25 protein-coding genes are annotated in these 21,590 nt (G+C 64.8%); 3 read left to right on the forward strand and 22 right to left on the reverse strand.

Annotation, left to right across the window (positions count from 1 at the left end; all coding sequences use genetic code 11):
• Positions 1 to 137: 137 nt before the first annotated feature.
• From ACEVQ6_RS13815 to ACEVQ6_RS13835, 5 genes are all read right to left on the reverse strand, one after another.
• Positions 138 to 1,580, reverse strand: a complete 1,443-nt coding sequence (locus ACEVQ6_RS13815) for a caspase family protein (RefSeq protein WP_374889576.1) — start codon at positions 1,578 to 1,580, stop codon at positions 138 to 140.
• Positions 1,580 to 3,124, reverse strand: coding sequence for a caspase family protein (locus ACEVQ6_RS13820; protein ID WP_374889577.1), 1,545 nt, complete (start codon positions 3,122 to 3,124; stop codon positions 1,580 to 1,582). Before ACEVQ6_RS13820 ends, ACEVQ6_RS13815 begins: the two co-directional genes overlap by 1 nt.
• A 4-nt stretch (positions 3,125 to 3,128) precedes the next feature.
• Entirely contained in the window at positions 3,129 to 4,043 is a 915-nt protein-coding gene (locus ACEVQ6_RS13825; RefSeq protein ID WP_374889578.1) for an OmpA family protein, read from the reverse strand.
• Positions 4,044 to 4,047: 4 nt separating this feature from the next.
• Entirely contained in the window at positions 4,048 to 7,272 is a 3,225-nt protein-coding gene (locus ACEVQ6_RS13830) for a c-type cytochrome (protein ID WP_374889579.1), read from the reverse strand.
• A 105-nt stretch (positions 7,273 to 7,377) separates the two neighbouring features.
• On the reverse strand, positions 7,378 to 8,631 hold the full coding sequence (locus ACEVQ6_RS13835) for a ferredoxin reductase family protein (RefSeq protein WP_374889580.1): 1,254 nt from the start codon (positions 8,629 to 8,631) through the stop codon (positions 7,378 to 7,380).
• 331 nt (positions 8,632 to 8,962) lie between these two features.
• Here ACEVQ6_RS13835 and msrP point away from each other — a divergent pair, with 331 nt between their 5' ends.
• The 3 genes from msrP to ACEVQ6_RS13850 are packed head-to-tail and all read left to right on the forward strand — an operon-like array spanning position 8,963 to position 11,257.
• Complete coding sequence (gene msrP / locus ACEVQ6_RS13840; protein WP_374889581.1) at positions 8,963 to 9,910, forward strand: protein-methionine-sulfoxide reductase catalytic subunit MsrP; 948 nt, start codon at positions 8,963 to 8,965, stop codon at positions 9,908 to 9,910.
• Complete coding sequence (gene msrQ / locus ACEVQ6_RS13845; protein WP_374889582.1) at positions 9,910 to 10,563, forward strand: protein-methionine-sulfoxide reductase heme-binding subunit MsrQ; 654 nt, start codon at positions 9,910 to 9,912, stop codon at positions 10,561 to 10,563. The genes msrP and msrQ overlap by 1 nt, the downstream gene beginning before the upstream one ends.
• Positions 10,564 to 10,600: 37 nt before the next feature.
• Positions 10,601 to 11,257 carry a hypothetical protein gene (locus ACEVQ6_RS13850; protein WP_374889583.1) on the forward strand — a complete coding sequence of 219 codons (657 nt, stop codon included), beginning with the start codon at positions 10,601 to 10,603 and terminating at the stop codon, positions 11,255 to 11,257.
• A 181-nt stretch (positions 11,258 to 11,438) separates the two neighbouring features.
• On the opposite strand, the gene ACEVQ6_RS13855 is transcribed toward ACEVQ6_RS13850, so the two are convergent.
• The 17 genes from ACEVQ6_RS13855 to rplN all read right to left on the reverse strand — a co-directional run bounded on the left by ACEVQ6_RS13855 (position 11,439) and on the right by rplN (position 21,511).
• Positions 11,439 to 11,888, reverse strand: a complete 450-nt coding sequence (locus ACEVQ6_RS13855) for a GNAT family N-acetyltransferase (protein WP_374889584.1) — start codon at positions 11,886 to 11,888, stop codon at positions 11,439 to 11,441.
• Positions 11,889 to 11,986: 98 nt separating this feature from the next.
• Positions 11,987 to 12,412 carry a 50S ribosomal protein L17 gene (gene rplQ, locus ACEVQ6_RS13860; protein WP_374889585.1) on the reverse strand — a complete coding sequence of 142 codons (426 nt, stop codon included), beginning with the start codon at positions 12,410 to 12,412 and terminating at the stop codon, positions 11,987 to 11,989.
• Between the two features lie 119 nt (positions 12,413 to 12,531).
• The gene (locus tag ACEVQ6_RS13865; protein ID WP_374889586.1) at positions 12,532 to 13,542 is read right to left on the reverse strand and encodes a DNA-directed RNA polymerase subunit alpha; all 1,011 of its coding nucleotides are present in this window, start codon (positions 13,540 to 13,542) and stop codon (positions 12,532 to 12,534) included.
• A 106-nt stretch (positions 13,543 to 13,648) separates the two neighbouring features.
• On the reverse strand, positions 13,649 to 14,038 hold the full coding sequence (gene rpsK, locus ACEVQ6_RS13870) for a 30S ribosomal protein S11 (protein ID WP_374889587.1): 390 nt from the start codon (positions 14,036 to 14,038) through the stop codon (positions 13,649 to 13,651).
• Positions 14,039 to 14,275: 237 nt separating this feature from the next.
• Positions 14,276 to 14,644, reverse strand: a complete 369-nt coding sequence (rpsM, locus tag ACEVQ6_RS13875; RefSeq protein WP_374889588.1) for a 30S ribosomal protein S13 — start codon at positions 14,642 to 14,644, stop codon at positions 14,276 to 14,278.
• A 311-nt stretch (positions 14,645 to 14,955) separates the two neighbouring features.
• A complete protein-coding gene (locus tag ACEVQ6_RS13880; protein WP_374889589.1) occupies positions 14,956 to 15,606 on the reverse strand; it encodes an adenylate kinase in 651 nt (216 codons plus the stop codon).
• The gene (secY, locus tag ACEVQ6_RS13885; RefSeq protein ID WP_374889590.1) at positions 15,603 to 16,943 is read right to left on the reverse strand and encodes a preprotein translocase subunit SecY; all 1,341 of its coding nucleotides are present in this window, start codon (positions 16,941 to 16,943) and stop codon (positions 15,603 to 15,605) included. The genes ACEVQ6_RS13880 and secY overlap by 4 nt, the downstream gene beginning before the upstream one ends.
• A gap of 235 nt (positions 16,944 to 17,178) precedes the next feature.
• Positions 17,179 to 17,652 (reverse strand): 50S ribosomal protein L15, encoded by a 474-nt coding sequence (rplO, locus tag ACEVQ6_RS13890; RefSeq protein ID WP_374889591.1) that lies wholly within the window; start codon positions 17,650 to 17,652, stop codon positions 17,179 to 17,181.
• 11 nt (positions 17,653 to 17,663) lie between these two features.
• Complete coding sequence (rpmD, locus tag ACEVQ6_RS13895; RefSeq protein ID WP_374889592.1) at positions 17,664 to 17,852, reverse strand: 50S ribosomal protein L30; 189 nt, start codon at positions 17,850 to 17,852, stop codon at positions 17,664 to 17,666.
• A gap of 12 nt (positions 17,853 to 17,864) precedes the next feature.
• Entirely contained in the window at positions 17,865 to 18,434 is a 570-nt protein-coding gene (gene rpsE / locus ACEVQ6_RS13900) for a 30S ribosomal protein S5 (RefSeq protein WP_374889593.1), read from the reverse strand.
• Positions 18,435 to 18,561: 127 nt separating this feature from the next.
• A complete protein-coding gene (gene rplR, locus ACEVQ6_RS13905; RefSeq protein ID WP_374889594.1) occupies positions 18,562 to 18,924 on the reverse strand; it encodes a 50S ribosomal protein L18 in 363 nt (120 codons plus the stop codon).
• A 12-nt stretch (positions 18,925 to 18,936) separates the two neighbouring features.
• Positions 18,937 to 19,470, reverse strand: coding sequence for a 50S ribosomal protein L6 (rplF, locus tag ACEVQ6_RS13910; RefSeq protein WP_374889595.1), 534 nt, complete (start codon positions 19,468 to 19,470; stop codon positions 18,937 to 18,939).
• Between the two features lie 46 nt (positions 19,471 to 19,516).
• Positions 19,517 to 19,915 (reverse strand): 30S ribosomal protein S8, encoded by a 399-nt coding sequence (gene rpsH, locus ACEVQ6_RS13915; protein WP_374889596.1) that lies wholly within the window; start codon positions 19,913 to 19,915, stop codon positions 19,517 to 19,519.
• Between the two features lie 12 nt (positions 19,916 to 19,927).
• Complete coding sequence (gene rpsN, locus ACEVQ6_RS13920; RefSeq protein ID WP_374889597.1) at positions 19,928 to 20,233, reverse strand: 30S ribosomal protein S14; 306 nt, start codon at positions 20,231 to 20,233, stop codon at positions 19,928 to 19,930.
• A 33-nt stretch (positions 20,234 to 20,266) separates the two neighbouring features.
• On the reverse strand, positions 20,267 to 20,824 hold the full coding sequence (gene rplE, locus ACEVQ6_RS13925) for a 50S ribosomal protein L5 (RefSeq protein WP_374889598.1): 558 nt from the start codon (positions 20,822 to 20,824) through the stop codon (positions 20,267 to 20,269).
• Complete coding sequence (gene rplX, locus ACEVQ6_RS13930) at positions 20,817 to 21,128, reverse strand: 50S ribosomal protein L24 (RefSeq protein ID WP_374889599.1); 312 nt, start codon at positions 21,126 to 21,128, stop codon at positions 20,817 to 20,819. Before rplX ends, rplE begins: the two co-directional genes overlap by 8 nt.
• Before the next feature lie 14 nt (positions 21,129 to 21,142).
• Complete coding sequence (gene rplN, locus ACEVQ6_RS13935) at positions 21,143 to 21,511, reverse strand: 50S ribosomal protein L14 (RefSeq protein ID WP_003495199.1); 369 nt, start codon at positions 21,509 to 21,511, stop codon at positions 21,143 to 21,145.
• Positions 21,512 to 21,590 lie beyond the last annotated feature (79 nt).

Genomic DNA, 21,590 nt, shown 5'->3' on the forward strand with positions numbered 1-21,590 from the left:
GCGCGCTTCTTATTGGAGAGGCGGGAGGAGAAGAATCACGGCGCAGTTCCAGCGGCATCGGGATCGTCTCGGCGCCGGAAAGCGCCGGCAAAAAAACGATGTGGCATGTCCGGCCATCCCGTTTTTCCGGAAACGTTCTATTCGACCGTGTAGGCAAGCGTTGCGACCGACCAGCGGATCGCCCGGTTTTCCGCGTCCCGCGTCCAGACCTTGCCGAGATCGCCGACGATCGCGCTGATCGTCCTTGTCGCGTCGAGGGTCGTGGTGATGCCCTGGGACGCGGGCGCCAGCCTTTCGAGATCGAGCGGATCGGCGACGACCAGCGCGACCAGCATGTTGCGGCCTTTCCCCGACGCTTCGAAATCGAAGCCGTAGTCGTCGTCGGGAAGGGTCAGCATGCGGCCGGGCGAAAGCGGCGTGATCTTGCGCGCGAATTCGTTCGGAAAGATCTGCGTCGCCGTGCCGTCCTCGGCGACGTCGAGCAGCACCAGACCCCCACCGTCACGGCTGGTGACGGAAATGCGGAAGATGTCGCCGGCCTTCATCGCAGGGTCGCGGTCGAGCGCGAGCGCGACGTCGCCCGTGTCGACCGTGCCAAGAATGTCACCGATCACCTCGATCGGCGGCGCGACGGCGACCTGCTCTTCCGGCTTCGAGACATCGGCACCGAGCGCCGTCTCGACGATGTCGAGCTGAGGGTCGAGCGACTGGCAGCTCTTTTCAAGGGCACAATAGGCCGAGGATTCCGTCTTCACGTAGGTCAGAAGTTCGGAATTGCTCACCTGTCCGTTGCCATTGCCGTCGCCCTGCGTATGGCCGGCGACGAAGGCGGCGGTGAAGACGCCCTGTCGATGCTCCTCCGGCAGGCGCGTATCGTCCCAGGCGACCTGGTAAGGGGCCGCGGCGCTCCAGGTGGTGACGCCGGAGATCCGCGCCTGTTCCGGCCTGTCGACCACGCCGACATCGATGCGGATGCCGCGCGTCTTCGGCCGTGCGCCCGCCTCCGCCGTGGGTCGCGGCAGGAAACGCGCGCCCGCCTCACCCGTGGCGGCAAGCGGCGACAGCGAGCGCGAGATCGTTCCCGAATGGCAGGCGTCGACGACGATCGTCACCTGCCGTCCGGCCATGCGCGCGATCAGCCCGTCGAGATCGTCGTCGAGCACGACATTCGCCCATTCGCCGTCGACCGCCTCGATGTCATAGGTCGAGATCGCCTCGTCGAGCCCGTCCGGCTCGTCGCCGTTCCGGTCCTTGACCTGCAGGCCGTGGCCGGAGAAGAACAGGAAGACGCGGTCGCCCGCTTTCGTCCCGTCGATCAGCCAGTCCTCGATGCCGCCGATCATCGCGGCCCGCGTCGCCTGTTCATCCATCAGCACGCGAATCGCGTCGGGCGCGAAGCCGAGCGTCCCCGTCAGCAGGTCGCGGATCGCCGGAACGTCGTTCTTCGGCCCGTGCAGCGTCATCTCCGGCGGCAGGTTCTGGTAGCGGCCGATGCCGATCAGCAGCGCCCGGTCGGCGGCGCCCGCGGCACCGGCGGCAAGGCAGGCAACCGCCAGGAGAAGCATGCGGATCGCCCTCATCAGAGCCGCTCCCGCGTATAGAGCGGCTGGATCGCCACCATCGTGTCGGTGCCGTCGAGACGCGCCAGCAACAGGTCGAGCAGAGCGGCGGGGCTGATCACGCCTTTCCCCATCGCCGCGCCGATGGCATCAAGCGGTTCGTTGGTCGAGAGAACGACGAGATGATCGGCGCCGAACGGTTTCGTCACCTCGAGATGCGACAGGCTGAAGCCCTTGCCGCCATCCTGCAGGTCGAGAAGCTGCACCTCGCCGGTGTTGGCGAGATTGAAGACCAGCGTGCCCTTGTAGGCGGTCGCCGGCGCGTCGAAGGCGAGCCGCGTTCCCGAGGCATAGATGTCCTGCTCCGGCGACAGCGACACGGCGCCGGGATTGTTGCTCGCCATCACCTTGAGGAAATCGAGCAGGATGAACTTGTCGACGACCTCCTGGATCTCCGCGGGGCCGACATGTTCGGCGGCGACATCGCCGTTCGGCGTGTAGACAACCTCGGTGACGGCATCCCAACGATAGGGAACGCCGCTGCCCCCGACACGCTCCGGCACCGTCTGCGACCCTTCGATCGTCAGCGCCAGCTGCCGGCTCCAGCCGGCATCCGCGACGGGCCGCTGGCGGAACGAGACGCTGGCCGCGCCCTCTCCCGAAACCCCGCCGCCGCTTTCGCCGGCCTGCGCCAGGCTCACCACCACTTCGCCCTGGGAGCGCGGCACGGCGGGCGTGAAATTCGGCACCTGCAGGGCTTCCGACTGGCTCTTCACCGTGGCGAAGACATAGTCTTCGAGCTCGATGCGCGAGATACGTCCGTCGCCGTCCCGGTCGGCGGCACCCTCGACGGCGCGGGCGAAGCTCCAGCTCAGCGCGCCGCGCGGCTTGCCGTCGATGACGACTTCCGGCGTCTGCTGGCTTTCGAGCGAGGCCGCCAGCACCGTGACCTGGCGGAAGCCGCTTTCCTTGACCGTCGCACCCGAAACCGCCTCGGCAGACGGCGCCGGCAGCTTGATCGTGACTGCCGGAGCCAGCCGCGACTTGCCGGAAAACGACCGGCTCATACCGCCGGAATGGCAACTGTCGGAGACGAAGAGAACCTGCACGCCCTTCGCGTCGGCCTCCGAGAACCAAGCGTTCAGCTCGTTGTCGACGATGATCTCGCGGCTGGTTTCGGCGGCGCGCGAGCGGTCGAAGCCCGGAAGCTGGAGGAATTCGTCGAGCCCGTCCAGCTCGTCGCCCGGCACGAGTTCGGGCATCTGCGCGCCGTGGCCGGCATAATGGAAGATCAGCGTGTCGCCGGCCAGCGACCGGCCGACCATGCCGATCCAGGCGGTGCGGATCGCGTCCTTGGTCGCCTCGCCGTCCGTCAGCGTGATGATGTCGTCCACCCCCATGGTGCGCAAGGCGGTGGCGACATCGCGCGCATCCTCGGCCGCTCCGTCAAGCCTCAGGTCGTGGGGGTAGTCGTCGATGCCGACGACAAGCGCGAAGGTCGCGGCCTTGGCCGGCAGCACCGCCATCATCGCGAGGCCGAGGCAGAGGAGCAGGCGGCGAAGCATCGTCTCACTTCTCCACATCGACATCGACGCGGCGGTGCATCTGGTTCAGCGTTTCCTCGTCATAGGCGGACGCATCGTCAGGGACGAAGGGCTCGTCCTCGCCGCGCCCCGCCGTCGTCACCCGGCCCCGATACCCCTCGGCGACCAGATAGGCGGCGAGCGCCTCCGCCCTGTGTTCGGAGAGACGCTGGTTGTCGGCAGTGGAGCCGATCGGATCGGTATGGCCGGTCAGCGTGATCGCGCTCGGCTGCACCGATTTCAGGCATTCCGACAGGTTCCTCGCCGATTCGAGCCCTTCGGGGGTGAAGTCGGCCGTGCCGAAAACGTAGCGCACCGGCGTCGTCTTCTTGCGGATGGCGATGCCGCGATAGGTGATCCTGCAGCCGCCGCGCATGGCGAGCTGGACCGGCTGCGGCGCGGCGAGACGCATCTCCGTCGCGAGCCTGTCGAGGCGCACGAGATAGTCCGGCGGCGGCGCCATCCAGTCCGGCGTCAGCGTCTCGTTGCCGGCATCTTCGAGCGCCGACTGGTAGAGCCGCGCGGCGGCCGCATAGTCCTTGCGCGCGCGCGCGATATCGGCCAGCGCGTCGAGCACCTGCCAGGGCGCGCCGTAATCCGTACGGAGGCCGGAGAGTTCCGTCTCGAAGGACGCGAGCGGCCGGCCGTCTGCGACGCCGGCGACGATGCGGTTGAAGGCGGCGAGCCCCGCGACGCGGCGCACCAGCGCCTGGTCCTCGGCGCTGCATCCCGCACTCTTCGACGTCGCGGCGCGGGCCGCCACCTCGTCCCCCGCATTGACGGCGGCGGCCGCTTCGTCCAGCGCCGGGCAGGCGGCGAGCGCCGGCCCGGCTGCGGCAAGAAGCGATAGCATCGCTGCGAAGAGCGCCAGTCCGAGCATTCCGGTTGCCCTTGTCGCCACGACCCTACTCCGCCTTGATCTCGAAGGTCACCATCTGCAGGCCGCTCGCGCCCTTGTCCTGCTCGGCCCGGTCGGCGAGCTTGATCGCGAGGCCGCGCGTCACCGGCTGGCGGGAATTGGCGACGAGCGCGCGCGCCGTCTCCTCCGTCAGCTTCTGGTCGCCGAGTCCGCCGGCGCGGCAGAAGGCGATCATCGTCTCGGCCGGTGCGGGCGTATCGAAGGTCAGCGTGCCAGTGTCCGTCTGCGGGATCAGCCGCCGTTCGCCGGGCTGAAGCGTGGTGTTGCCGATCATCACGTCGGGGATGATCTCGACCTTGCCGCCCTCCTCGACATAGAGCACCTGCAACTCGCAGGCCCTGTCGGTGGAAAGCTCGAAAGACAGGAGATCGCCGACCTTCGCCGTCGTCGAGGCGACATGGAGAGCGAGCTTCAGCGTGCCGCTCTCCTCCTTGCGATAGGCGGGCATCGCCTCGGCCACGCTTGCGGGTGTCACTGCCGGCGTCGCCTCACCGCCGGCCGCGGCCGTTTCCGCGCTGCCGGCCTGGGGCTGCTGCGCGGCGAGGAAGGGCGCGCGGTCGAGCGGCTTCACCTGCATGAGGTGCGGCAGCAGCAGCGCATATTGCTCCTCAACTTCCGCGCGCGGGATGGTGGCGCCCGCCTCCAGCGTCGTCACCCAGTCGAGGCCGAGCCGCAGCACGTCGGTGTCAGTGACCCTGCGGATCGCCTGCGAGAATTCCGGCGGCGTCATGTCGAATTCCGCGGCGAGGGCCTCGAAGTCGAGTTCGTCCTCGTACTTGTCCGAGCCGTAGGTGACGAGCTCGGCATTGCCGGGCGCCGGCATGCTCTGGGCGAGACCGTCCGGCGTCGGCTCGGTAATGCCGAGCTTCTGCAGGGCGGCAACGAAACGCTCGCGGTCCTTGTTGTAGAATTCGTCGAGCTTGTCCTGCGGCACGTACATGTCGAGCAGCACGTCCTGCTGGTCCTTGGTGAAGAGCGTCGAGGTCTGGATATGCTCGCGCAGCTGGTCGCGCTTCGATAGGATGCCGTTCGCATGGCAGTCGAAGCAGGAGCGCGCATTGACGATCTCGACACCCTTGCCGATCGGCCGCTTGCGGAAGGAGACGATCGCCGTCGGGCCGACATCGAGCTGCTTGCCCGCCGCCGTCGAGAGATAGTAGCCCTGCAGGCCGTTCGGCAGCGAGAAGATCATTTCGCCGCCGTCATGCTCGAAGGGCACCAGCCCCGCCTCGAGCGGTGCGATCTCCTTCGGGCCGTGGGGGAAACGCTTCAGCACCTGGTGGCCGAGGTCGCCGGCGAAATCGTAGGACTTCCAGTAATAGCCGCCGAAGGGCATGTCGTGCCGCTCCAGCATGCGGTTGTGATCGGAAACGCCCGACGAGCCGTCGGCAAAGCCGGCGCGCACGACCTTGCGGCGGCGGATATTCTCGTCGACATTGACCTGGAAGCGCTTTTCCAGTTCGCTGATCTCGGTCGGCAGCCTCATCAGCTTGTTGTAGAATTTCGGCTTGGCGCCGTTCGCCATGAACCAGTCGACGCGCATGATCGGCAGCTCCGTCGCGGTCTCCCTGCTCAAGGCCTGCAGCGAACCGTCGCCGGCCGGATCGAAGCCGTAGAAATATTCACCGATCAGGAAGTCGTAATCGGCGTTCGTCCATTGCAGGTCGCGCAAATCGACACGCACGAGCAGGCCGTTGGTGCCGTCCACCGCCGCCGGAAGCACCAGTTCCGGCCCGTAGGACAGCGAGTTGAGGAGCTTCTTGAAGCCTCCGGCGAGCACGTCGACCCGCTTCATGAAGGTCTTGTCGTCCTCGCAGCCCATCATGCCGTTATACTGGCTGCGATAGGAGAAATAGCGCATGAAGGCGCGGTCGGCCGGCTTGACGGCGGAAATGTCCTTCAGCGCCGCCTCGACGAAGCTGCGATAGGAGAGAATCGGGCGGGCGCGCTGTGGGCCGGACGATGCGAGCGTCTGCGGCGCCGGCTGGTCCTTCAGCCCGTTGATCCAGTCCTCGAGCGCCTTGACCTCGGCGGCGTCCGGACGCTTGCCGAGCGGCATGCGGCCGCTGGTGACCGAGGTGAAGAGCCGCGATTTCGACGCATCCCCCGGCGTCACGAAGGCGGGGTTCTTCGCGATCGAGGCGAGGTCGCCGGCCGGATAGGAGCCTTCGGAGCTTTCGCCCGGGCCGTGGCAGTTGCGGCAATATTTGCCGATGAAGGCGTCCGCCTGCTGGGCGAGACCGGCATTGTCGCCGGCAAGGGAGGCCTCCGGCGTCGTCTCCTTGCAGACGGCGGTCACGGATTGCGCCACGGGTTCCGGCGCCTTCACCTCGCGATCGGCGAGGAAGGCATAGATCGCGGTACGGTCCCTCTCGGTCAGCGCCGACAGGCCTTTGGCGATGCGCCGCATCACCGGATCGCTGATCGGCGCGCCGGAGAGTTTCTTGCCCTCGTCGATCAGTCCGGTGGTGAACACCTCGGGCGATGCGAGCGCGGCCATCACCGGCGTGCTGATATCGGGGGCGACGGCGCCCGTCAGGCCCTTCTCGCCCTCATAGGCATGGTCGAGATCGAGGCCGTAGGTGGTGGTGCGCGGCGTGTGGCAGTCGCCGCAGCCGCCGACATTTTCGACGAGATAGCGTCCGCGCTCCAGTTGCGTCTCCGCGCGCGGTTGGTAGGCAGGAACCTGGAAATGGCTGCGCTTCCAGAGCGTGATCGTCGTCTGGCGGCTGAAGGGAAAGGCGATCTCATGGTCCTTGCGCGGCGCGTCCGAGGCGGGCAACGTCTCGATATAGGCCTTGATGTCGAGCACGTCCTCCGGCTTCATGCCGCCATAGGACGTATAGGGCATAACCGGGTAGAGATGGTCGCCGTCGCGGTTGAGCCCGATCATCACCGCGTTCAGGAATTGCGCGTTGCTCCAGCCGGCGATGCCGTTCGCATCGGGCGAAATGTTTGGGGCGAAGAAGGTGCCGATCGCCGTCTGCATCTCCATGCCGCCGGAGAGAAGCTCGGTGTTGTCGCCCGAGCCGTGGCAGGCGCCGCAGCCGGCGGCGTTGAACATGTACCTGCCGTTTTCGACATTGGCCGAATAGGTGGCGTAGGCGTCATCGCTGAAGGCGTCCCGGGCCCCCGCCCCGGCGGGACAGACCGAAAGGCCGATCAGGCCCAGAGCCACGAGGCCCGCGCGGCGTCCGAACGTCGTCGCCATCTTCGTCCGCCCTCTTCCCGAATGTGCCATCGCCCCTGTCCCTTCCCGTCAAAGTTCCCGTCACGGGTGAATACACCATCCCAAGGCCGCCGCCTGTTCCCGGGGTTACCGGAACTCGAACGCCTCGAACTCGACGCGCCCCGGCGGCTTGCCGAGCCGGCGCAGCCCGGCGACGATCGCCTTGCGCAGCGCCGGCGGGCCGCAGAACCAGAGATCGGCACCGTTCGGGTCGACCTTCGACAGCCCCGCGAGCGTCTCCGCATCGAGACGGCCGTCCCTGGACGTCGCATGGAGGGCAAAATCGAAATTGGCGAGCTTTTCCGCCTGCGCCTCGAACGTCTCGAGACCGATCGCCTCGGCCGGATCGCGCACGCAATAGACGAGCTGGATCTCCTGCCCCTCGTCGCCCTTCAGCCGTTCGGCCATCGCGAGGAAGGGCGTGACGCCGATGCCGCCGGCAAGCCAGATCTGCTTCCTGCCGCCGCGCCTGTGGTTGAAATGGCCGTAGCCGCCTTCGAGCGTCAGCCGGTCGCCGGCCGCAACCCCGTCGCGCAGCGCCTTGGTGTAGTCGCCGAGCGGCTTGATGGCGAAGCGCACCGTGCCGTCCGGATCGAGGCCGGCGATGGTGAAGGGATGCGGCTCGCGCAAGCCCGGCTTGTTGACGCGGAAGAAGCCGAACTGGCCGGGACGGGCCTTCAGCGCTCCCCGGACGGGACGGGCCGAAACGATCGTCGCGCCGTCGTGACGCTCGACGGAAGAGACCTCGTAGGCGCGGGTCCTGAGCCAGGGCAGGAGCTGGGTATAGGCATAGGCCGCGATGCCGACGAGGGCGAAGATATTGAGATAGGCCGCGATCAGCGCGGTGCCGTCATAGGGCCGCTTGATGAACATCTGGTGGAAGGCGACCAGGACGAACAGGAGGCCGATGAAGCGGTGGGTGAACCGCCAGAGGTGGTAGGGAAACTCGATCCTCGTGCGCGGGACCGCCTTGACGAGGCTCAGCAGCAGAAGAACGACGAAACCGTAGAAGGCGTATTCGCCAAGGAGCCGCGCGATCTCATTCAGACCGCCGGTCAGCGCCAGCCCGCGAAAATCCGGCGTGACGACATAATGGACGAGGATGAGCACGAGGATGGCGATACCGAGCCGCCGGTGCAGGCGGTACATCCGGTCGAGCCCGCCGAACAGACGCTCGACATAGGCAGGCCGGACCGCCAGACACTGCGCGAGCGCCATCGCGACGAAGGCCATGGACGAGGCCATCAGCGAGACGGTCGTTTCCGCGTTGGTGTGGCTGACCGCGGGAACGGCCAGAAGCCCCGCCAGCACCACCAGCGTCCAGACGATGAATGCGCCCACCTTCTCCACGCTCCCCACACGCCCTGCCGGACCGGAGACTGGCCTGCTCTCAAGCCTCCGTCAACCGGCTATTCTGGGGTGAAACGGCGCGCAGCGCGGCTTTATTCAACGGCTTGCGCGCAGGGGACAAAATTTCGATCCCGCCTGTAACTTTTGCGCCCCTCGGGACGTATGTGGAGATGACCGATCCCCGTCCTCCGGTCCGTTCGTCGTCGCGCGCAGAACACGAAAACGTGGTTCGCGCGGGCCGTTGAATTCCGGCAGGACAATATATCTCTTCCTGCTGATACGCCGCCGGTATCCCGTGGCGGTTCGTTCCGGAGCCAAGACCATGTCTCTCATCCGCATTCCGAAAGTCCTCTCCTCCGAGATCACCCCGCGCGACACCTATCTGCGGCGGCGGGAGCTCTTGGCGCTCGCGGCAGCCGGCGGACTGGCGGCGTCCGGCATCGCGCCTGTCGCAGCCGCACCGATCCCGGCAAAGAAGACGGAGTTCGGCGCCGACGAGACGCCGACGCCGAAGGACGACGTCATCGCCTACAACAATTTCTACGAGTTCGGCACGGGCAAGGGCGATCCGGCCGCCAATTCCGGCGCCTTCAAGCCGACCCCGTGGTCGATCACGGTCGACGGCCTCGCGGCCAAGCCGAAAACCTTCGACATTGCCGATCTCATGGCGCGCATGCTGATGGAGGAGCGGATCTACCGCATGCGCTGCGTCGAGGCCTGGTCGATGGTCATTCCCTGGGTCGGCTTTCCGCTCGCCGCCCTCCTCAGGGAGGTCGAGCCGCTTGGCAGCGCCAAATACGTCGCCTTCGAAACGGTGGTCCGCCCCGAGGAAATGCCGGGGCAGAAGGGGTTCTTCCAGGCGCTCGCCTGGCCCTATGTCGAGGGCCTACGCCTCGACGAGGCGATGCACCCGCTGACCATCCTTGCGACCGGGCTTTACGGGGAAACGCTGCCGAACCAGAACGGCGCGCCGATCCGCCTCGTCGTTCCGTGGAAATACGGTTTCAAGGGCATCAAATCGATCGTCCGCATCTCGCTGACGGAGACGCAGCCGCCGACGAGCTGGAACATCGCCAATGCCGGAGAATACGGCTTCTACGCCAATGTCAACCCGACCGTCGATCATCCGCGCTGGAGCCAGGCCACGGAAAACCGCGTCGGCGGCGGCGGCTTCTTCGGCGCCAACCGGCGCGACACGCTGATGTTCAACGGCTATGCCGACGAAGTGGCGAGCCTTTATGCCGGCATGGACCTGAAGGCGAATTACTGATGCCGCCCCTGCCCGCTTTGCCCCGGCGCTATCATGCGGCATCGGTCTGGCTGCTCTATGCCGTGGGGCTGCTGCCGGCCGCCTGGGGCTTCTATCTCGGCGCGACCGGCCAACTGCCCGGCAATCCCGTCAAGGAGTTCGAGCATCTGCTCGGTCTCTGGGGCTTGCGCTTCTTGATCGCGACGTTGGCCATCACCCCCTTGCGCGATCTCGCCGGCATCAACTGGGTGCGTTATCGCCGCGCGCTCGGCCTGCTGGCCTTCTGGTACGTGCTGATGCATCTCGCGGCCTATCTGCTGCTCGACCAGTATCTGAACGTCGGCACGATCCTCGTCGACATCCTGCAGCGCCCCTTCATCACCATCGGCATGGCCGGCTTCCTGATGCTGCTGCCGCTCGCGATCACCTCCAACAACCGCTCGATCCGGCGGCTCGGGCGCAATTGGGTACGACTGCACCGGTTGATCTATGCGATCGCCATCGCCGGCGTCGTCCATTTCGCCCTATCGGTGAAGGTGATCGGCGCCGAACAGCTCGTCTATATCGCGCTGGTCATTCTTCTGCTCGGATATCGCCTGACAAAGCCCTATCTGCCGAAACGCAAGAGGGGGCGATATGGACATCTATCGCAGCCGGAGGCCGCCACTCGGTAGGACGACCGTAAGGCGGGCAGCAGATATTCTAGCTCTGATGCTGACGACAGCCGCCATGACAGTCTCGCCCGTCGGTTCCGCAGGGGCTTGCACCATCAGCCAGACCCCGGACTATACGCGCCTCCGCAAGGCGACCGTCATCTTGAGAGCCGAAATCATGTCCTACACGAGGCGGTCGCCAGAAGGGGGAGCCATCCTCGGGCTTCGCACCCTGGAAACCTTGCATGGCGGCCCTGACCGTTCCCGCTGGACTGCGCTCTGGAATTTGCACAGCGACGGCCCGCCCTCCCGCTGGACTACGTCCCAGCGGGTTATCCTGGGACTGACGGTGCCATCGGAAGAAGACATCGATGTCGCAATGGCGGACGTCGTGCAGCAGCACTGTACGTCATACTTCATTTTAGCCGACACATCCGAGCATCGCGAGATCGTATTGACCGCCATCGGTCCGCTGCCGCTGGAGCGCCAGCGCGAGGCCGCACGGCTTGCCGCGCGGAGCCCGGAGACCATCCGTCAGATACGCCTGCGTGCGGAACGCGCCGCGCGTCGATCTCGCGAGGCAATCCGCAGGGCGTTTGCCATGGATTCCGAAATGAGAGCAAAACTTTTGCACGTCGATCCGGATCAGCACTCTCCGAATGCACGTGATTTCGATCGTCAAGGAGATGCCGAAATACCGCGAGGAAATCGCTGAAGCATGTGGCTTCATTACGAAAAGACAGACGTGAAACAACACTTAAACCGCATGAGCGAGGAAAGACCGCCACACGCTTTGGAGAATGTTCAGCCGGTGCCACGTCGCCTCGGTGTCAACCCATGCAACACGCGCGAAAACAGGCCGCATGTCGGGGGATCGGGATTGTACCGGACGTCTTTCAGGAAAGGACCTGCTCCATCTGCACCGACCGCGCCTCAAGCCCCATGCGGCGGTAGAAGGCCTGCGCTGTTTGATTGGACGCCGCGACGTTCAGGCTGAGGAGCGTCACGCCCTTGTCGCGAAGCCACTCGCGCATGTGGCGGAAGAGCGCGGCGCCGTAGCCCCTGCGCCGTTCGGCCCGGTCGACGCCGAAGGCCACGATGAAGGCCATCCTGCGGTGCTGCATGCCGGGCAGGCGATCGGCGAGGTCGAGGACGCGGACGGCATTGAGGCCGACCACCCGTCCCTCCTCCTCGACGACGAAGGTGCGGCACTGGTCCAGCATCGCGTGCAATTCGCCATCGGGCGTCTGCGGGCCATGGGCTAGGCCTTCCGAACTGTCGGCGATCTGGCGCAGGAGCTGTAGAAGCAACCGGGCATCCGCCGGCGCGGCGTCACGAATCAGCATCGCTTGCAGACCTCCGAACGCACAGAGACAGACGGCAAAGAAAAAGGCCGGCACATCGCACTGCCGGCCTTTCCCGATAGGTGTCGCGGCCAGAAACCTTACGCGGCTTCGGCAGCCTCGGCCTCGGCGGCGACGCGGGCCAGATCCTTCGCGCCCTTGGCGGAGGTGTCGCGGTCGACGAACTCGATGACGGCCATGGCGGCGTTGTCGCCGTGGCGGAAGCCAGCCTTCATGATGCGCAGGTAGCCGCCGTTGCGGCTGGCATAGCGCGTGGCGATCGCGTCAAACAGCTTCGAGACGACGGCGACGTCGCGGATCTGCGAGATCGCCTGACGGCGGGCATGCAGGTCGCCGCGCTTGCCGAGGGTGACGAGCTTCTCGACGATCGGACGGATTTCCTTGGCCTTCGGCAGGGTCGTAACGATCTGCTCGTGCTCGATGAGCGAGGCGGCCATATTGGCGAACATGGCCTTGCGGTGGCTGGCGGTCATGCCCAGCTTGCGGCCGGCTTTGCGGTGACGCATTTACGTTTCTCCTACTTCGCAGGCTCGGCCTGCCGTTTTCCTGGCACATACAGGCAAGGCCTGCTGTTTGACGGGGAAAGGCAGCGAACCCTGCCTTCGTTCTTCTTGGTCGGACCGGCTCAGTACTGGTCTTCGTAGCGCTTGGCGAGGTCTTCGATGTTTTCCGGCGGCCAGGCAGGCACTTCCATGCCGAGATGCAGGCCCATGGAAGCGAGCACTTCCTTGATCTCGTTCAGCGACTTGCGGCCGAAGTTCGGCGTGCGCAGCATTTCGGCTTCGGTCTTCTGGATGAGATCGCCGATATAGACGATGTTGTCGTTCTTCAGGCAGTTCGCCGAACGCACCGACAATTCCAGCTCGTCCACCTTCTTGAGCAGCGCCGGGTTGAAGGCGAGCTCGGTGACCGCTTCCTCCTCGGTTTCCTTCTGCGGCTCGTCGAAGTTGACGAAGACCGAGAGCTGGTCCTGCAGGATGCGGGCGGCGAACGCGACGGCGTCCTCGCCGGTGACGGAACCGTCGGTCTCGATCGTCATCGACAGCTTGTCGTAGTCGAGAACCTGTCCTTCACGGGTGTTTTCCACCTTGTAGGAGACTTTCTTGACCGGCGAATACAGGCTGTCGACCGGGATGAGGCCGATCGGCGCGTCTTCCGAGCGGTTGCGGTCGGCAGGCACATAGCCCTTGCCGTTGTTGACCGTGAACTCCATGCGGATCTCCGCGCCGTCGTCCAGCGTGCAAATCACATGGTTGGGGTTGAGGATCTCGATGTCGCCGACCGTCTGGATGTCGCCGGCGGTAACGGTCCCCGGACCCTGCTTGCGCACGACCATGCGCTTGGCATCGTCGCCATCCATCTTGATGGCGATTTCCTTGATGTTGAGCACGATGTCGGTCACGTCCTCGCGGACGCCCGGGATCGAGGAGAATTCATGCAGCACGCCATCGATCTGCACCGCGGTGACCGCGGCGCCACGCAGCGACGACAGCAGCACGCGCCTCAGCGCATTGCCGAGCGTGAGGCCGAAGCCGCGTTCCAGCGGCTCGGCGACGAGGCTGACCTTCGTGCGGCCGGACGAGGTGAAATCCACCTTGTTCGGCTTGATGAGTTCCTGCCAGTTTTTCTGGATCATCTGTCTTGCCTTCCGTTCGTTGCCACCATCCACTCGTGGCAACCGAGCCTTGACGTGCCGGGCGGCCGGAGATCCCCCTCAAGCCCGGCCGGTCCGTATGCGGGTATCAGACGCGGCGCTTCTTGCGCGGGCGGCAACCATTGTGCGGGATCGGCGTGACGTCGCGGATCGAGGTGATGAGGAAACCGGCGGCCTGCAGGGCGCGCAGTGCCGATTCGCGGCCCGAACCCGGACCGCAGACTTCGACTTCCAGCGACTTCATGCCGTGTTCCTGCGCCTTCTTGGCGGCGTCCTCGGCGGCGATCTGCGCGGCGAAGGGGGTCGACTTGCGCGAGCCCTTAAAGCCCTTCGAACCGGCCGACGACCAGGCGATCGCATTGCCCTGCGCGTCGGTGATGGTGATCATCGTGTTGTTGAACGACGAATTGACGTGGGCGACGCCCGAGGAGATGTTCTTGCGTTCGCGACGGCGGACGCGTGCGGCTTCCTTGGCCATGGGTATCCTTTCGTTGATCTCGACACCGCCGTAATGCCAGCGGCTCCACCGGGAGGAGCGTCTCGCCCGCTCCCTGAATGTGCTCTGCGCGAGGGACGTTCCGTCCTTCGCGCGGTGATATCGTCACTGCCGTAGCGCCAGCAGCTCCACCGGGAGGGCGAGCGGACCGCCCCCTCCGAAACCACAAAAGAGGCCGGCGCGGACGCCAGCCCCTGGCTCGTGCCCGTTGAAGGACACTTACTTCTTCTTGCCGGCGATCGCCTTTGCCGGACCCTTGCGGGTGCGGGCATTGGTGTGCGTGCGCTGGCCGCGAACCGGCAGCGAGCGGCGATGGCGCAGGCCGCGATAGCAGCCGAGGTCCATCAGACGCTTGATGTTCATCGAGGTCTCGCGACGCAGGTCACCTTCGACCTGATAGTCGCGGTCGATGGCTTCGCGGATCTGCAGAACCTCGGAGTCGGTCAGCTGGTGCACGCGGCGCTCAGCCGGGATGCCCACCTTCTCGATGATCTCCTGCGCGAATTTCGGACCGATCCCGTGAATATAGGTCAGCGCTATGACCACGCGCTTTGCCGTCGGGATGTTGACGCCAGCGATACGTGCCACGTCTCTTCTCCTTGCGTTCCTGTTGCCCTCCGGCTGACGACACCCTTCAAGAAGGCCATCCCCCGGCTGAAATGATGCGTTCGGGACATATCAAAAAACGATCGTACCCGGACTTCGTGAAACTGAAGTCCGCGTCGATCGCACCCATGTCGCGAGTTGACGCGGTCTTTACCGAAAAGGGGACGAAAGTCAACCTCTGCGGCGGTTTTTCCTTGACGGAAGTCTTCCACCGGCCCTCCCGCACCGAGGCGCAGACAAGACCGGAGGTCGTCGTCCCCGCCATAGGCGGATTCGGGGACGGATGACAAATACTAAACCGCGTCGAGAATGCGGTTGATCTCGGCGGTGACCGAATCGATCTCGGCCATGCCGTCGACCGAGGTGAGCTTCTTCTTCGCCCAGTAATAGCCGATCAGCGGAGACGTGTCCTTGTAATAGGACTGGAGCCGCGTGCGCACGGTCTCGGGATTGTCGTCGGCGCGCCGCTTGAACTCGGTCGAGCCGCATTTGTCGCAGACGCCATCGACCTTCGGCTTGAGATTGTGGTCGTGATAGCCGGTGCCGCATTTCGCGCAGGTGTAGCGCCCGGAGACGCGATCGACGAGCACCTCGTCCTCGACCTTCAGCTCGATGACGACGGAGAGAGCGATTCCCTTGGCCGCAAGCATCGCCTCCGTCGCGTCGGCCTGCACCAGCGTGCGGGGATAACCGTCGAGAATGAAGCCCTTGGCACAGTCCGGCTGATCGATGCGCTCGGAGACGATCGCATTGACGATCTCGTCGGAGACGAGCCTGCCCGCATCCATCACCGCCTTCGCCCGCTTGCCGACCTCGGTCTGCTGGGCGACCGCGGCGCGCAGCATGTCGCCCGTCGACAGCTGCGGGATGCCGTAAGCCTCCACGATCCGCTGGGCCTGCGTTCCCTTGCCGGCCCCGGGCGGCCCCAGAAGTATCAGTCTCATCGTCCCCTCTTTCCTCCGCGCAGCTTCGACTTCTTGATAAGTCCCTCATACTGCTGCGCGATCAAATGACCCTGGATCTGTGCTACCGTATCAAGGGTGACGCTGACAACAATCAAAAGCGAGGTACCACCAAGGTAGAAGGGAACGCCGGTCTGGGCGATCAGCACTTCGGGCAGGATGCAGACGAAGATCAGGTAGATCGCGCCGATCACGGTGATGCGCGTCAGCACATAGTCGATGTATTCCGCGGTGCGCTCGCCCGGCCGGATGCCGAGGATGAAGCCGCCATGCTTCTTCAGATTGTCGGCCGTGTCCTTCGGGTTGAAGACGATCGCCGTGTAGAAGAAGGCAAAGAAGGCGATCATCGAGCCGTAGAGGACCATATAGAGCGGCTGACCATGGCCGAGAGCGCCGATGATCGTCGTCGCCCATGTCGGCAGGGTCGCCGTGTTGGCGAAGCCCGCCAGCGTCGCCGGAAGCAGCAGCAGCGATGAGGCGAAGATCGCGGGAATCACGCCGGCCGTGTTCAGCTTCAGCGGCAGGTGCGAAGTATCGCCCTGGAACATCTTGTTGCCGACCTGCCGCTTCGGATACTGGATCAAAAGCCGCCGCTGGGCGCGCTCGACGAAGACGATGAGCGCGATGACCAGCACGACCATGACGATGATCGCGAGAATGAGCGGCGTCGACAGCGCGCCGGTGCGGCCGAGCTCGAGCGTGCCAGCGAGCGCGGTCGGAAGGGCGGCGACGATGCCGGCGAAGATGATCAGCGAGATGCCGTTGCCGATGCCGCGCGAGGTGATCTGCTCGCCGAGCCACATCAGGAACATCGTGCCGCCGAGCAGCGAGATCACGGTGGAAATCCGGAAGAACCAGCCGGGATCGACGACGAGCCCGTTGCCGCTCTCCAGCCCGACCGCGATGCCGTAGGCCTGCATCGTGCCGAGCAGCACCGTGCCGTAGCGCGTATACTGGTTGATGATCTTCCGGCCCTGCTCGCCTTCCTTCTTCAAGGCTTCGAGCGAGGGGACGACCGAGGTCATCAGCTGCACGATGATCGAGGCGGAGATATAGGGCATGATACCGAGGGCGAAGATCGCCATGCGCTCGACGGCGCCGCCCGAAAACATGTTGAACAGGCCGAGAATACCGCCGCTCTGGCCGCGGAACGCCTGGGCGAAGGCCTCAGGGTTCAGGCCGGGCAGCGGGATATAGGTGCCGAGCCGATAGACGAGCAGGGCGCCGAGGGTGAACCACAACCGCTTCTTCAGATCCTCCGCCTTGGCGAAGGTCGAAAAATTCAGGTTCGAGGCAAGTTGTTCCGCTGCAGAAGCCATGAAATTCTCCGCGCAACCCTCATCCGGCGAGCGCGGGGAAACCCGGTCGGATCCGGAAAGAGCTATCCGTGTGTCCTGAAAACCGCATCCGCCACCCCTGCCCGCCCCGGGCCGTCGCGTCGCCGCCGTTTCCGCAATCCCGAACGCAGCCGATTCGCCTGCCCCGGACGTGAAGCTCTCATATGGGAGCAAAACCGCCCGAAGTGAAGCACTCCGGGCGGTTCAGATGCATCAATTATTCCGCTTCCGCGACGGCGGGGAGCTTGATCGACCCACCGGCCTTCTCGATCTTCTCGACCGCGGCGCGCGACGCGCCGGCGGCCTCGATCGTCACCTTCGCCGTCAGCTCGCCGTCGGCGAGGATGCGAACGCCGTCCCGCACCTGGCGGATGACGCCGGCGGCCTTCAGCGCCGCCGCATCGATCGTCTGGCCAGCATCGAGCTTCTTCGCGTCGATGGCCGTCTGGATGCGGCCGACCGACACGATGACGAAGTCGGAGGAGAAGATGTTGTTGAAGCCGCGCTTCGGCAGGCGGCGGTAGATCGGCATCTGACCGCCTTCGAAGCCGTTGATCGCGACGCCGGAACGGGCCTTCTGGCCCTTGACGCCGCGGCCGCCGGTCTTGCCGGAGCCGGAGCCGATGCCGCGGCCAAGACGCTTGCGGTTCTTGGTGGCGCCTTCGTTGTCCTTGATATCATTCAGTTTCATCGTTTTACCCCTTACTTCTCGTCAACGACGCGAACGAGGTGCTGGACGGCCCGGATCATGCCGCGAACGGACGGCGTGTCTTCCAGGGTACGAACCCGATGCATCTTGTTGAGACCGAGACCGATCAGCGTCGCGCGCTGGACGGCCGGACGGCGGATCGGCGAACCGATCTGCTCGATCGTGATCGTCTTGTTTGCCATCGACGTCACTCCTTATTCTTCAGCGGTGTCGCCGGCGGACGCGCGGCGAGCCTGGAGCGTGGCGTATTTCAGGCCGCGCTGTGCCGCGATGTCCTTCGGGTGAACCTGGTTCTTCAGCGCGTCGAAGGTCGCGCGAACCATGTTGTACGGGTTCGACGAGCCGGTCGACTTGGCGACGACGTCATGGACGCCGAGCGTCTCGAAGACGGCGCGCATCGGGCCGCCGGCGATGATGCCGGTACCGGGCTTGGCGGCGCGCAGCAGGACCTTGCCGGCGCCGTGGCGGCCGTGCACATCGTGATGCAGCGTGCGGCCCGAACGCAGCGGGACGAAGATCAGGTCGCGCTTCGCCGATTCGGTCGCCTTGCGGATCGCTTCCGGCACTTCGCGTGCCTTGCCGTGGCCGAAGCCGACGCGGCCCTTCTGGTCGCCGACGACGACGAGCGCGGCGAAACCGAAGCGACGGCCACCCTTGACGACCTTCGCGACACGGTTGATCGCGACCAGCTTGTCGACGAACTCGCTGTCGCGTTCCTCACGGCTCTGGCGATCCTCGCGCGAGCCTCTTCTTTCCTGTGCCATTGTCCTTTTCCTTTTTCTTTTCCGGGTGCAATCGGCAGATTGACAAAGGTCGCCCGCATCCTTGGAGGCATGGCGACCGCCCTCTCCAGACCCTGAAAAGCGCCCGGCTGAACCGGGCGCCCTCTGGTCAGAAGTTCAGACCGCCTTCGCGCGCCGCATCCGCGAGCGCCTTTACACGGCCGTGATAGATGAAGGAACCGCGGTCAAAGACCACGTCCTTGACGCCGGCTTCCGTCGCCCGCTCGGCGATCAGCTTGCCGACGGCGGCAGCCGCCGCCGTATCGGCGCCCGTCTTCAGAGACGAACGCAGAGACGCTTCGAGGGTCGAAGCGGCGGCAAGCGTCTTGCCGGCCACGTCGTCGATGACCTGTACGTAGATGTTCTTCGACGAGCGATGAACCGACAGGCGCGGACGACCGTTGGCGACCGCCTTGATCTGGCGCCGAACGCGGTTCGCGCGACGCGACTGAGTCTCTTTCCTGCTAGCCATATCGCGAGATCCTTACTTCTTCTTGCCTTCTTTGCGGACGATCCGCTCGCCGGCATACTTGACGCCCTTGCCCTTGTAGGGCTCGGGGCCGCGATATTCGCGGATTTCCGCAGCGACCTGGCCGACCTGCTGCTTGTTGATGCCGCTGACGGTGATTTCCGTCGGCTTCGGGACCGCGATCGAGATGCCTTCCGGCGTCTGGTAGATCACGTCGTGGCTGAAGCCGAGCTGGAGCTGCAGGTTCTTGCCCTGCAGGGCCGCGCGATAGCCGACGCCGCTGATCTCGAGCTTCTTCTCGTAGCCGTCCTTGACGCCCTTGAAGATGTTCTCGATCATCGTGCGGGACATGCCCCACTTCGACCGGGCATCCTTGCCGTCATTGGCCGGCGTCACCGAGACGCTGTTGTTTTCGAGCTTCAGCTGGATTTCGTCGTTTGCAACGAAAACCAGTTCGCCCTTCGGGCCCTTCGCGGTCACGGTCTGGCCATTGACGGTCGCCGTCACGCCTGCCGGAACCGGAACGGGCTTCTTACCGATACGAGACATTTTTTCAAACCTGTCTGTTCGCTATGGAGATCGCCTGCGTCAAGTCTTAGAAGACTTCGCAGAGAACCTCGCCACCAACGTTCTGTTCGCGTGCCTGATGATCGGCCATCACGCCCTTCGGGGTCGAAAGGATGGTGATGCCGAGGCCGTTCGCGACCTGCGGGATGGACTTGACCGAGACATAGACCCGGCGGCCCGGCTTGGAGACGCGGCCGATCTTGCGGATCACCGAGGCCCCTTCGTAGTATTTGAGCTCGATCGAGAGCTCGGTCTTGCCGCCATCGAAGGTCACTTCGGAATAGCCACGGATGTAGCCTTCCGACTGGAGCACGTCGAGAACGCGGGCGCGCAGCTTGGAGGCCGGCGTCGTGACGCTGGTCTTGCGACGGGCAGCGCCATTGCGGATGCGGGTGAGCATATCGCCCAACGGATCAGTCATGGACATGGTCGCCTCTCCTTACCAGCTCGACTTGACGACACCCGGCACGCGGCCGAAGTTGCCGAGTTCGCGCAGCGCAATACGCGACATCTTGAGTTTGCGATAATAGGCGCGCGGGCGGCCGGTGACTTCGCAGCGATTGCGGATGCGGGTCTTCGAGCCGTTGCGCGGCAGCGCGGCGAGCTTCAGGGAGGCCTTGAAGCGCTCCTCGATCGGCAGGGACTGGTTCATGATGATCGCCTTCAGCGCGGCCCGCTTGGAGGCCTGGCCAGCGACGAGAATGCGGCGGCGCTTGTTCTTTTCAACTGCGCTTGTCTTCGCCATAAGCGTTATCCTTCTATACGCTTGTCGTTACGGTTACTGGCGGAAGGGGAAGTTGAACTCTTTCAGGAGAGCCCGTGCTTCCTCATCCTTCGTTGCCGTCGTGCAAACGATGATGTCCATGCCCCACATCTGATCAACCTTGTCGTAGTTGATCTCCGGGAACACGATGTGCTCCTTGATGCCCATGGCGAAATTGCCACGGCCGTCAAAGCTCTTCGGATTGAGACCGCGGAAGTCGCGAACGCGCGGCAGCGCGATGTTGATCAGCCGGTCGACGAATTCGTACATGCGCACGCCGCGCAGCGTCACCTTGGCGCCGATCGGCATGTTCTCGCGCACCTTGAAGCCGGCGATCGAGTTGCGGGCGCGAGTGATGACCGGCTTCTGGCCGGCGATCTGCGCGAGGTCGGCGGCGGCGACCGTCGGCTTCTTCGAATCGGCCGTGGCCTCGCCGACACCCATGTTGATCACGATCTTCTCGAGGCGCGGGATCTGCATCTCGTTGGAAAACGAGAACTGCTCCTGCAGCGCCTTGCGGATGCGGGTGTTGTAGTCCGCCTTGAGCCTGGGCTCGTACTTTGCCTCAGCCATCGATCACATCTCCCGAACGCTTGGCCACGCGGACCTTCTTGCCATCCTCAAGCACCTTGAAACCGACGCGGGTCGGCTTGCCGTCCTTGCCGGCAATGGCGATGTTGGACAGGTGGATCGACGCTTCCTTGCTGATGATCCCGGCTTCCTGGCTCTGCGTCTGGCGCTGGTGGCGCTTGACGATGTTGACGCCGCGAACGACCGCGCGTCCTTCCTTCGGCAGAACCTGGAGAACTTCCCCGGTACGGCCCTTGTCCTTACCGGTCAGCACGACGACGCTGTCGCCCTTGCGAATCTTTTGCATGTTCCATCGCCTCCTTAGAGCACTTCCGGCGCCAGCGAGATGATCTTCATGTGGTTCTTGGCACGAAGCTCGCGCGGAACCGGCCCGAAGATACGGGTGCCGATCGGCTCTTTCTTGTTGTCGATCAGAACGGCTGCATTGTTGTCGAAGCGGATGACGCTTCCATCCGCGCGACGGATGTCCTTGGCGGTGCGCACGACCACCGCCTTCATCACGTCGCCCTTCTTGACGCGCCCGCGCGGGATCGCTTCCTTGATCGAGACGACGATGATGTCGCCAACGGAAGCATACTTGCGCTTCGAGCCGCCCAGCACCTTGATGCACATGACACGACGCGCGCCGGAATTGTCCGCGACGTCGAGGTTTGTCTGCATCTGAATCATGTCAGGTCGCCTTCTTGTTGTTACCGGACCGGTTGGATCCCTCCCTCGGAGGCACCCCCTGTTCCGGCTTATGAAAACT

The organism is Ensifer soli (genome assembly GCF_041928815.1).
Lineage (GTDB): Bacteria > Pseudomonadota > Alphaproteobacteria > Rhizobiales > Rhizobiaceae > JBHFEI01.

Coding starts and splice junctions, on each gene's coding strand:
- ACEVQ6_RS13850 (WP_374889583.1), top strand. CDS start 10,601: ATGCTGACGACAGCCGCCATGACAGTCTCGCCCGTCGGTTCCGCAGGG.
- secY (WP_374889590.1), bottom strand. CDS start 16,943: ATGGCTTCTGCAGCGGAACAACTTGCCTCGAACCTGAATTTTTCGACC.
- msrP (WP_374889581.1), top strand. CDS start 8,963: ATGTCTCTCATCCGCATTCCGAAAGTCCTCTCCTCCGAGATCACCCCG.
- ACEVQ6_RS13865 (WP_374889586.1), bottom strand. CDS start 13,542: ATGATCCAGAAAAACTGGCAGGAACTCATCAAGCCGAACAAGGTGGAT.
- rplE (WP_374889598.1), bottom strand. CDS start 20,824: ATGGCTGAGGCAAAGTACGAGCCCAGGCTCAAGGCGGACTACAACACC.
- rplN (WP_003495199.1), bottom strand. CDS start 21,511: ATGATTCAGATGCAGACAAACCTCGACGTCGCGGACAATTCCGGCGCG.
- rplR (WP_374889594.1), bottom strand. CDS start 18,924: ATGGCTAGCAGGAAAGAGACTCAGTCGCGTCGCGCGAACCGCGTTCGG.
- ACEVQ6_RS13830 (WP_374889579.1), bottom strand. CDS start 7,272: ATGGCGACGACGTTCGGACGCCGCGCGGGCCTCGTGGCTCTGGGCCTG.
- rplF (WP_374889595.1), bottom strand. CDS start 19,470: ATGTCTCGTATCGGTAAGAAGCCCGTTCCGGTTCCGGCAGGCGTGACG.
- ACEVQ6_RS13855 (WP_374889584.1), bottom strand. CDS start 11,888: ATGCTGATTCGTGACGCCGCGCCGGCGGATGCCCGGTTGCTTCTACAG.
- rplO (WP_374889591.1), bottom strand. CDS start 17,652: ATGAAACTGAATGATATCAAGGACAACGAAGGCGCCACCAAGAACCGC.
- rpsE (WP_374889593.1), bottom strand. CDS start 18,434: ATGGCACAGGAAAGAAGAGGCTCGCGCGAGGATCGCCAGAGCCGTGAG.
- rpsH (WP_374889596.1), bottom strand. CDS start 19,915: ATGTCCATGACTGATCCGTTGGGCGATATGCTCACCCGCATCCGCAAT.
- rplQ (WP_374889585.1), bottom strand. CDS start 12,412: ATGCGTCACCGCAAAGCCGGCCGCAAGCTGGGCATGACCGCCAGCCAC.
- ACEVQ6_RS13820 (WP_374889577.1), bottom strand. CDS start 3,124: ATGCTTCGCCGCCTGCTCCTCTGCCTCGGCCTCGCGATGATGGCGGTG.
- msrQ (WP_374889582.1), top strand. CDS start 9,910: ATGCCGCCCCTGCCCGCTTTGCCCCGGCGCTATCATGCGGCATCGGTC.
- rpsK (WP_374889587.1), bottom strand. CDS start 14,038: ATGGCCAAGGAAGCCGCACGCGTCCGCCGTCGCGAACGCAAGAACATC.
- rpsN (WP_374889597.1), bottom strand. CDS start 20,233: ATGGCGAAGACAAGCGCAGTTGAAAAGAACAAGCGCCGCCGCATTCTC.
- rpmD (WP_374889592.1), bottom strand. CDS start 17,852: ATGGCAAACAAGACGATCACGATCGAGCAGATCGGTTCGCCGATCCGC.
- ACEVQ6_RS13880 (WP_374889589.1), bottom strand. CDS start 15,606: ATGAGACTGATACTTCTGGGGCCGCCCGGGGCCGGCAAGGGAACGCAG.
- ACEVQ6_RS13815 (WP_374889576.1), bottom strand. CDS start 1,580: ATGAGGGCGATCCGCATGCTTCTCCTGGCGGTTGCCTGCCTTGCCGCC.
- rplX (WP_374889599.1), bottom strand. CDS start 21,128: ATGCAAAAGATTCGCAAGGGCGACAGCGTCGTCGTGCTGACCGGTAAG.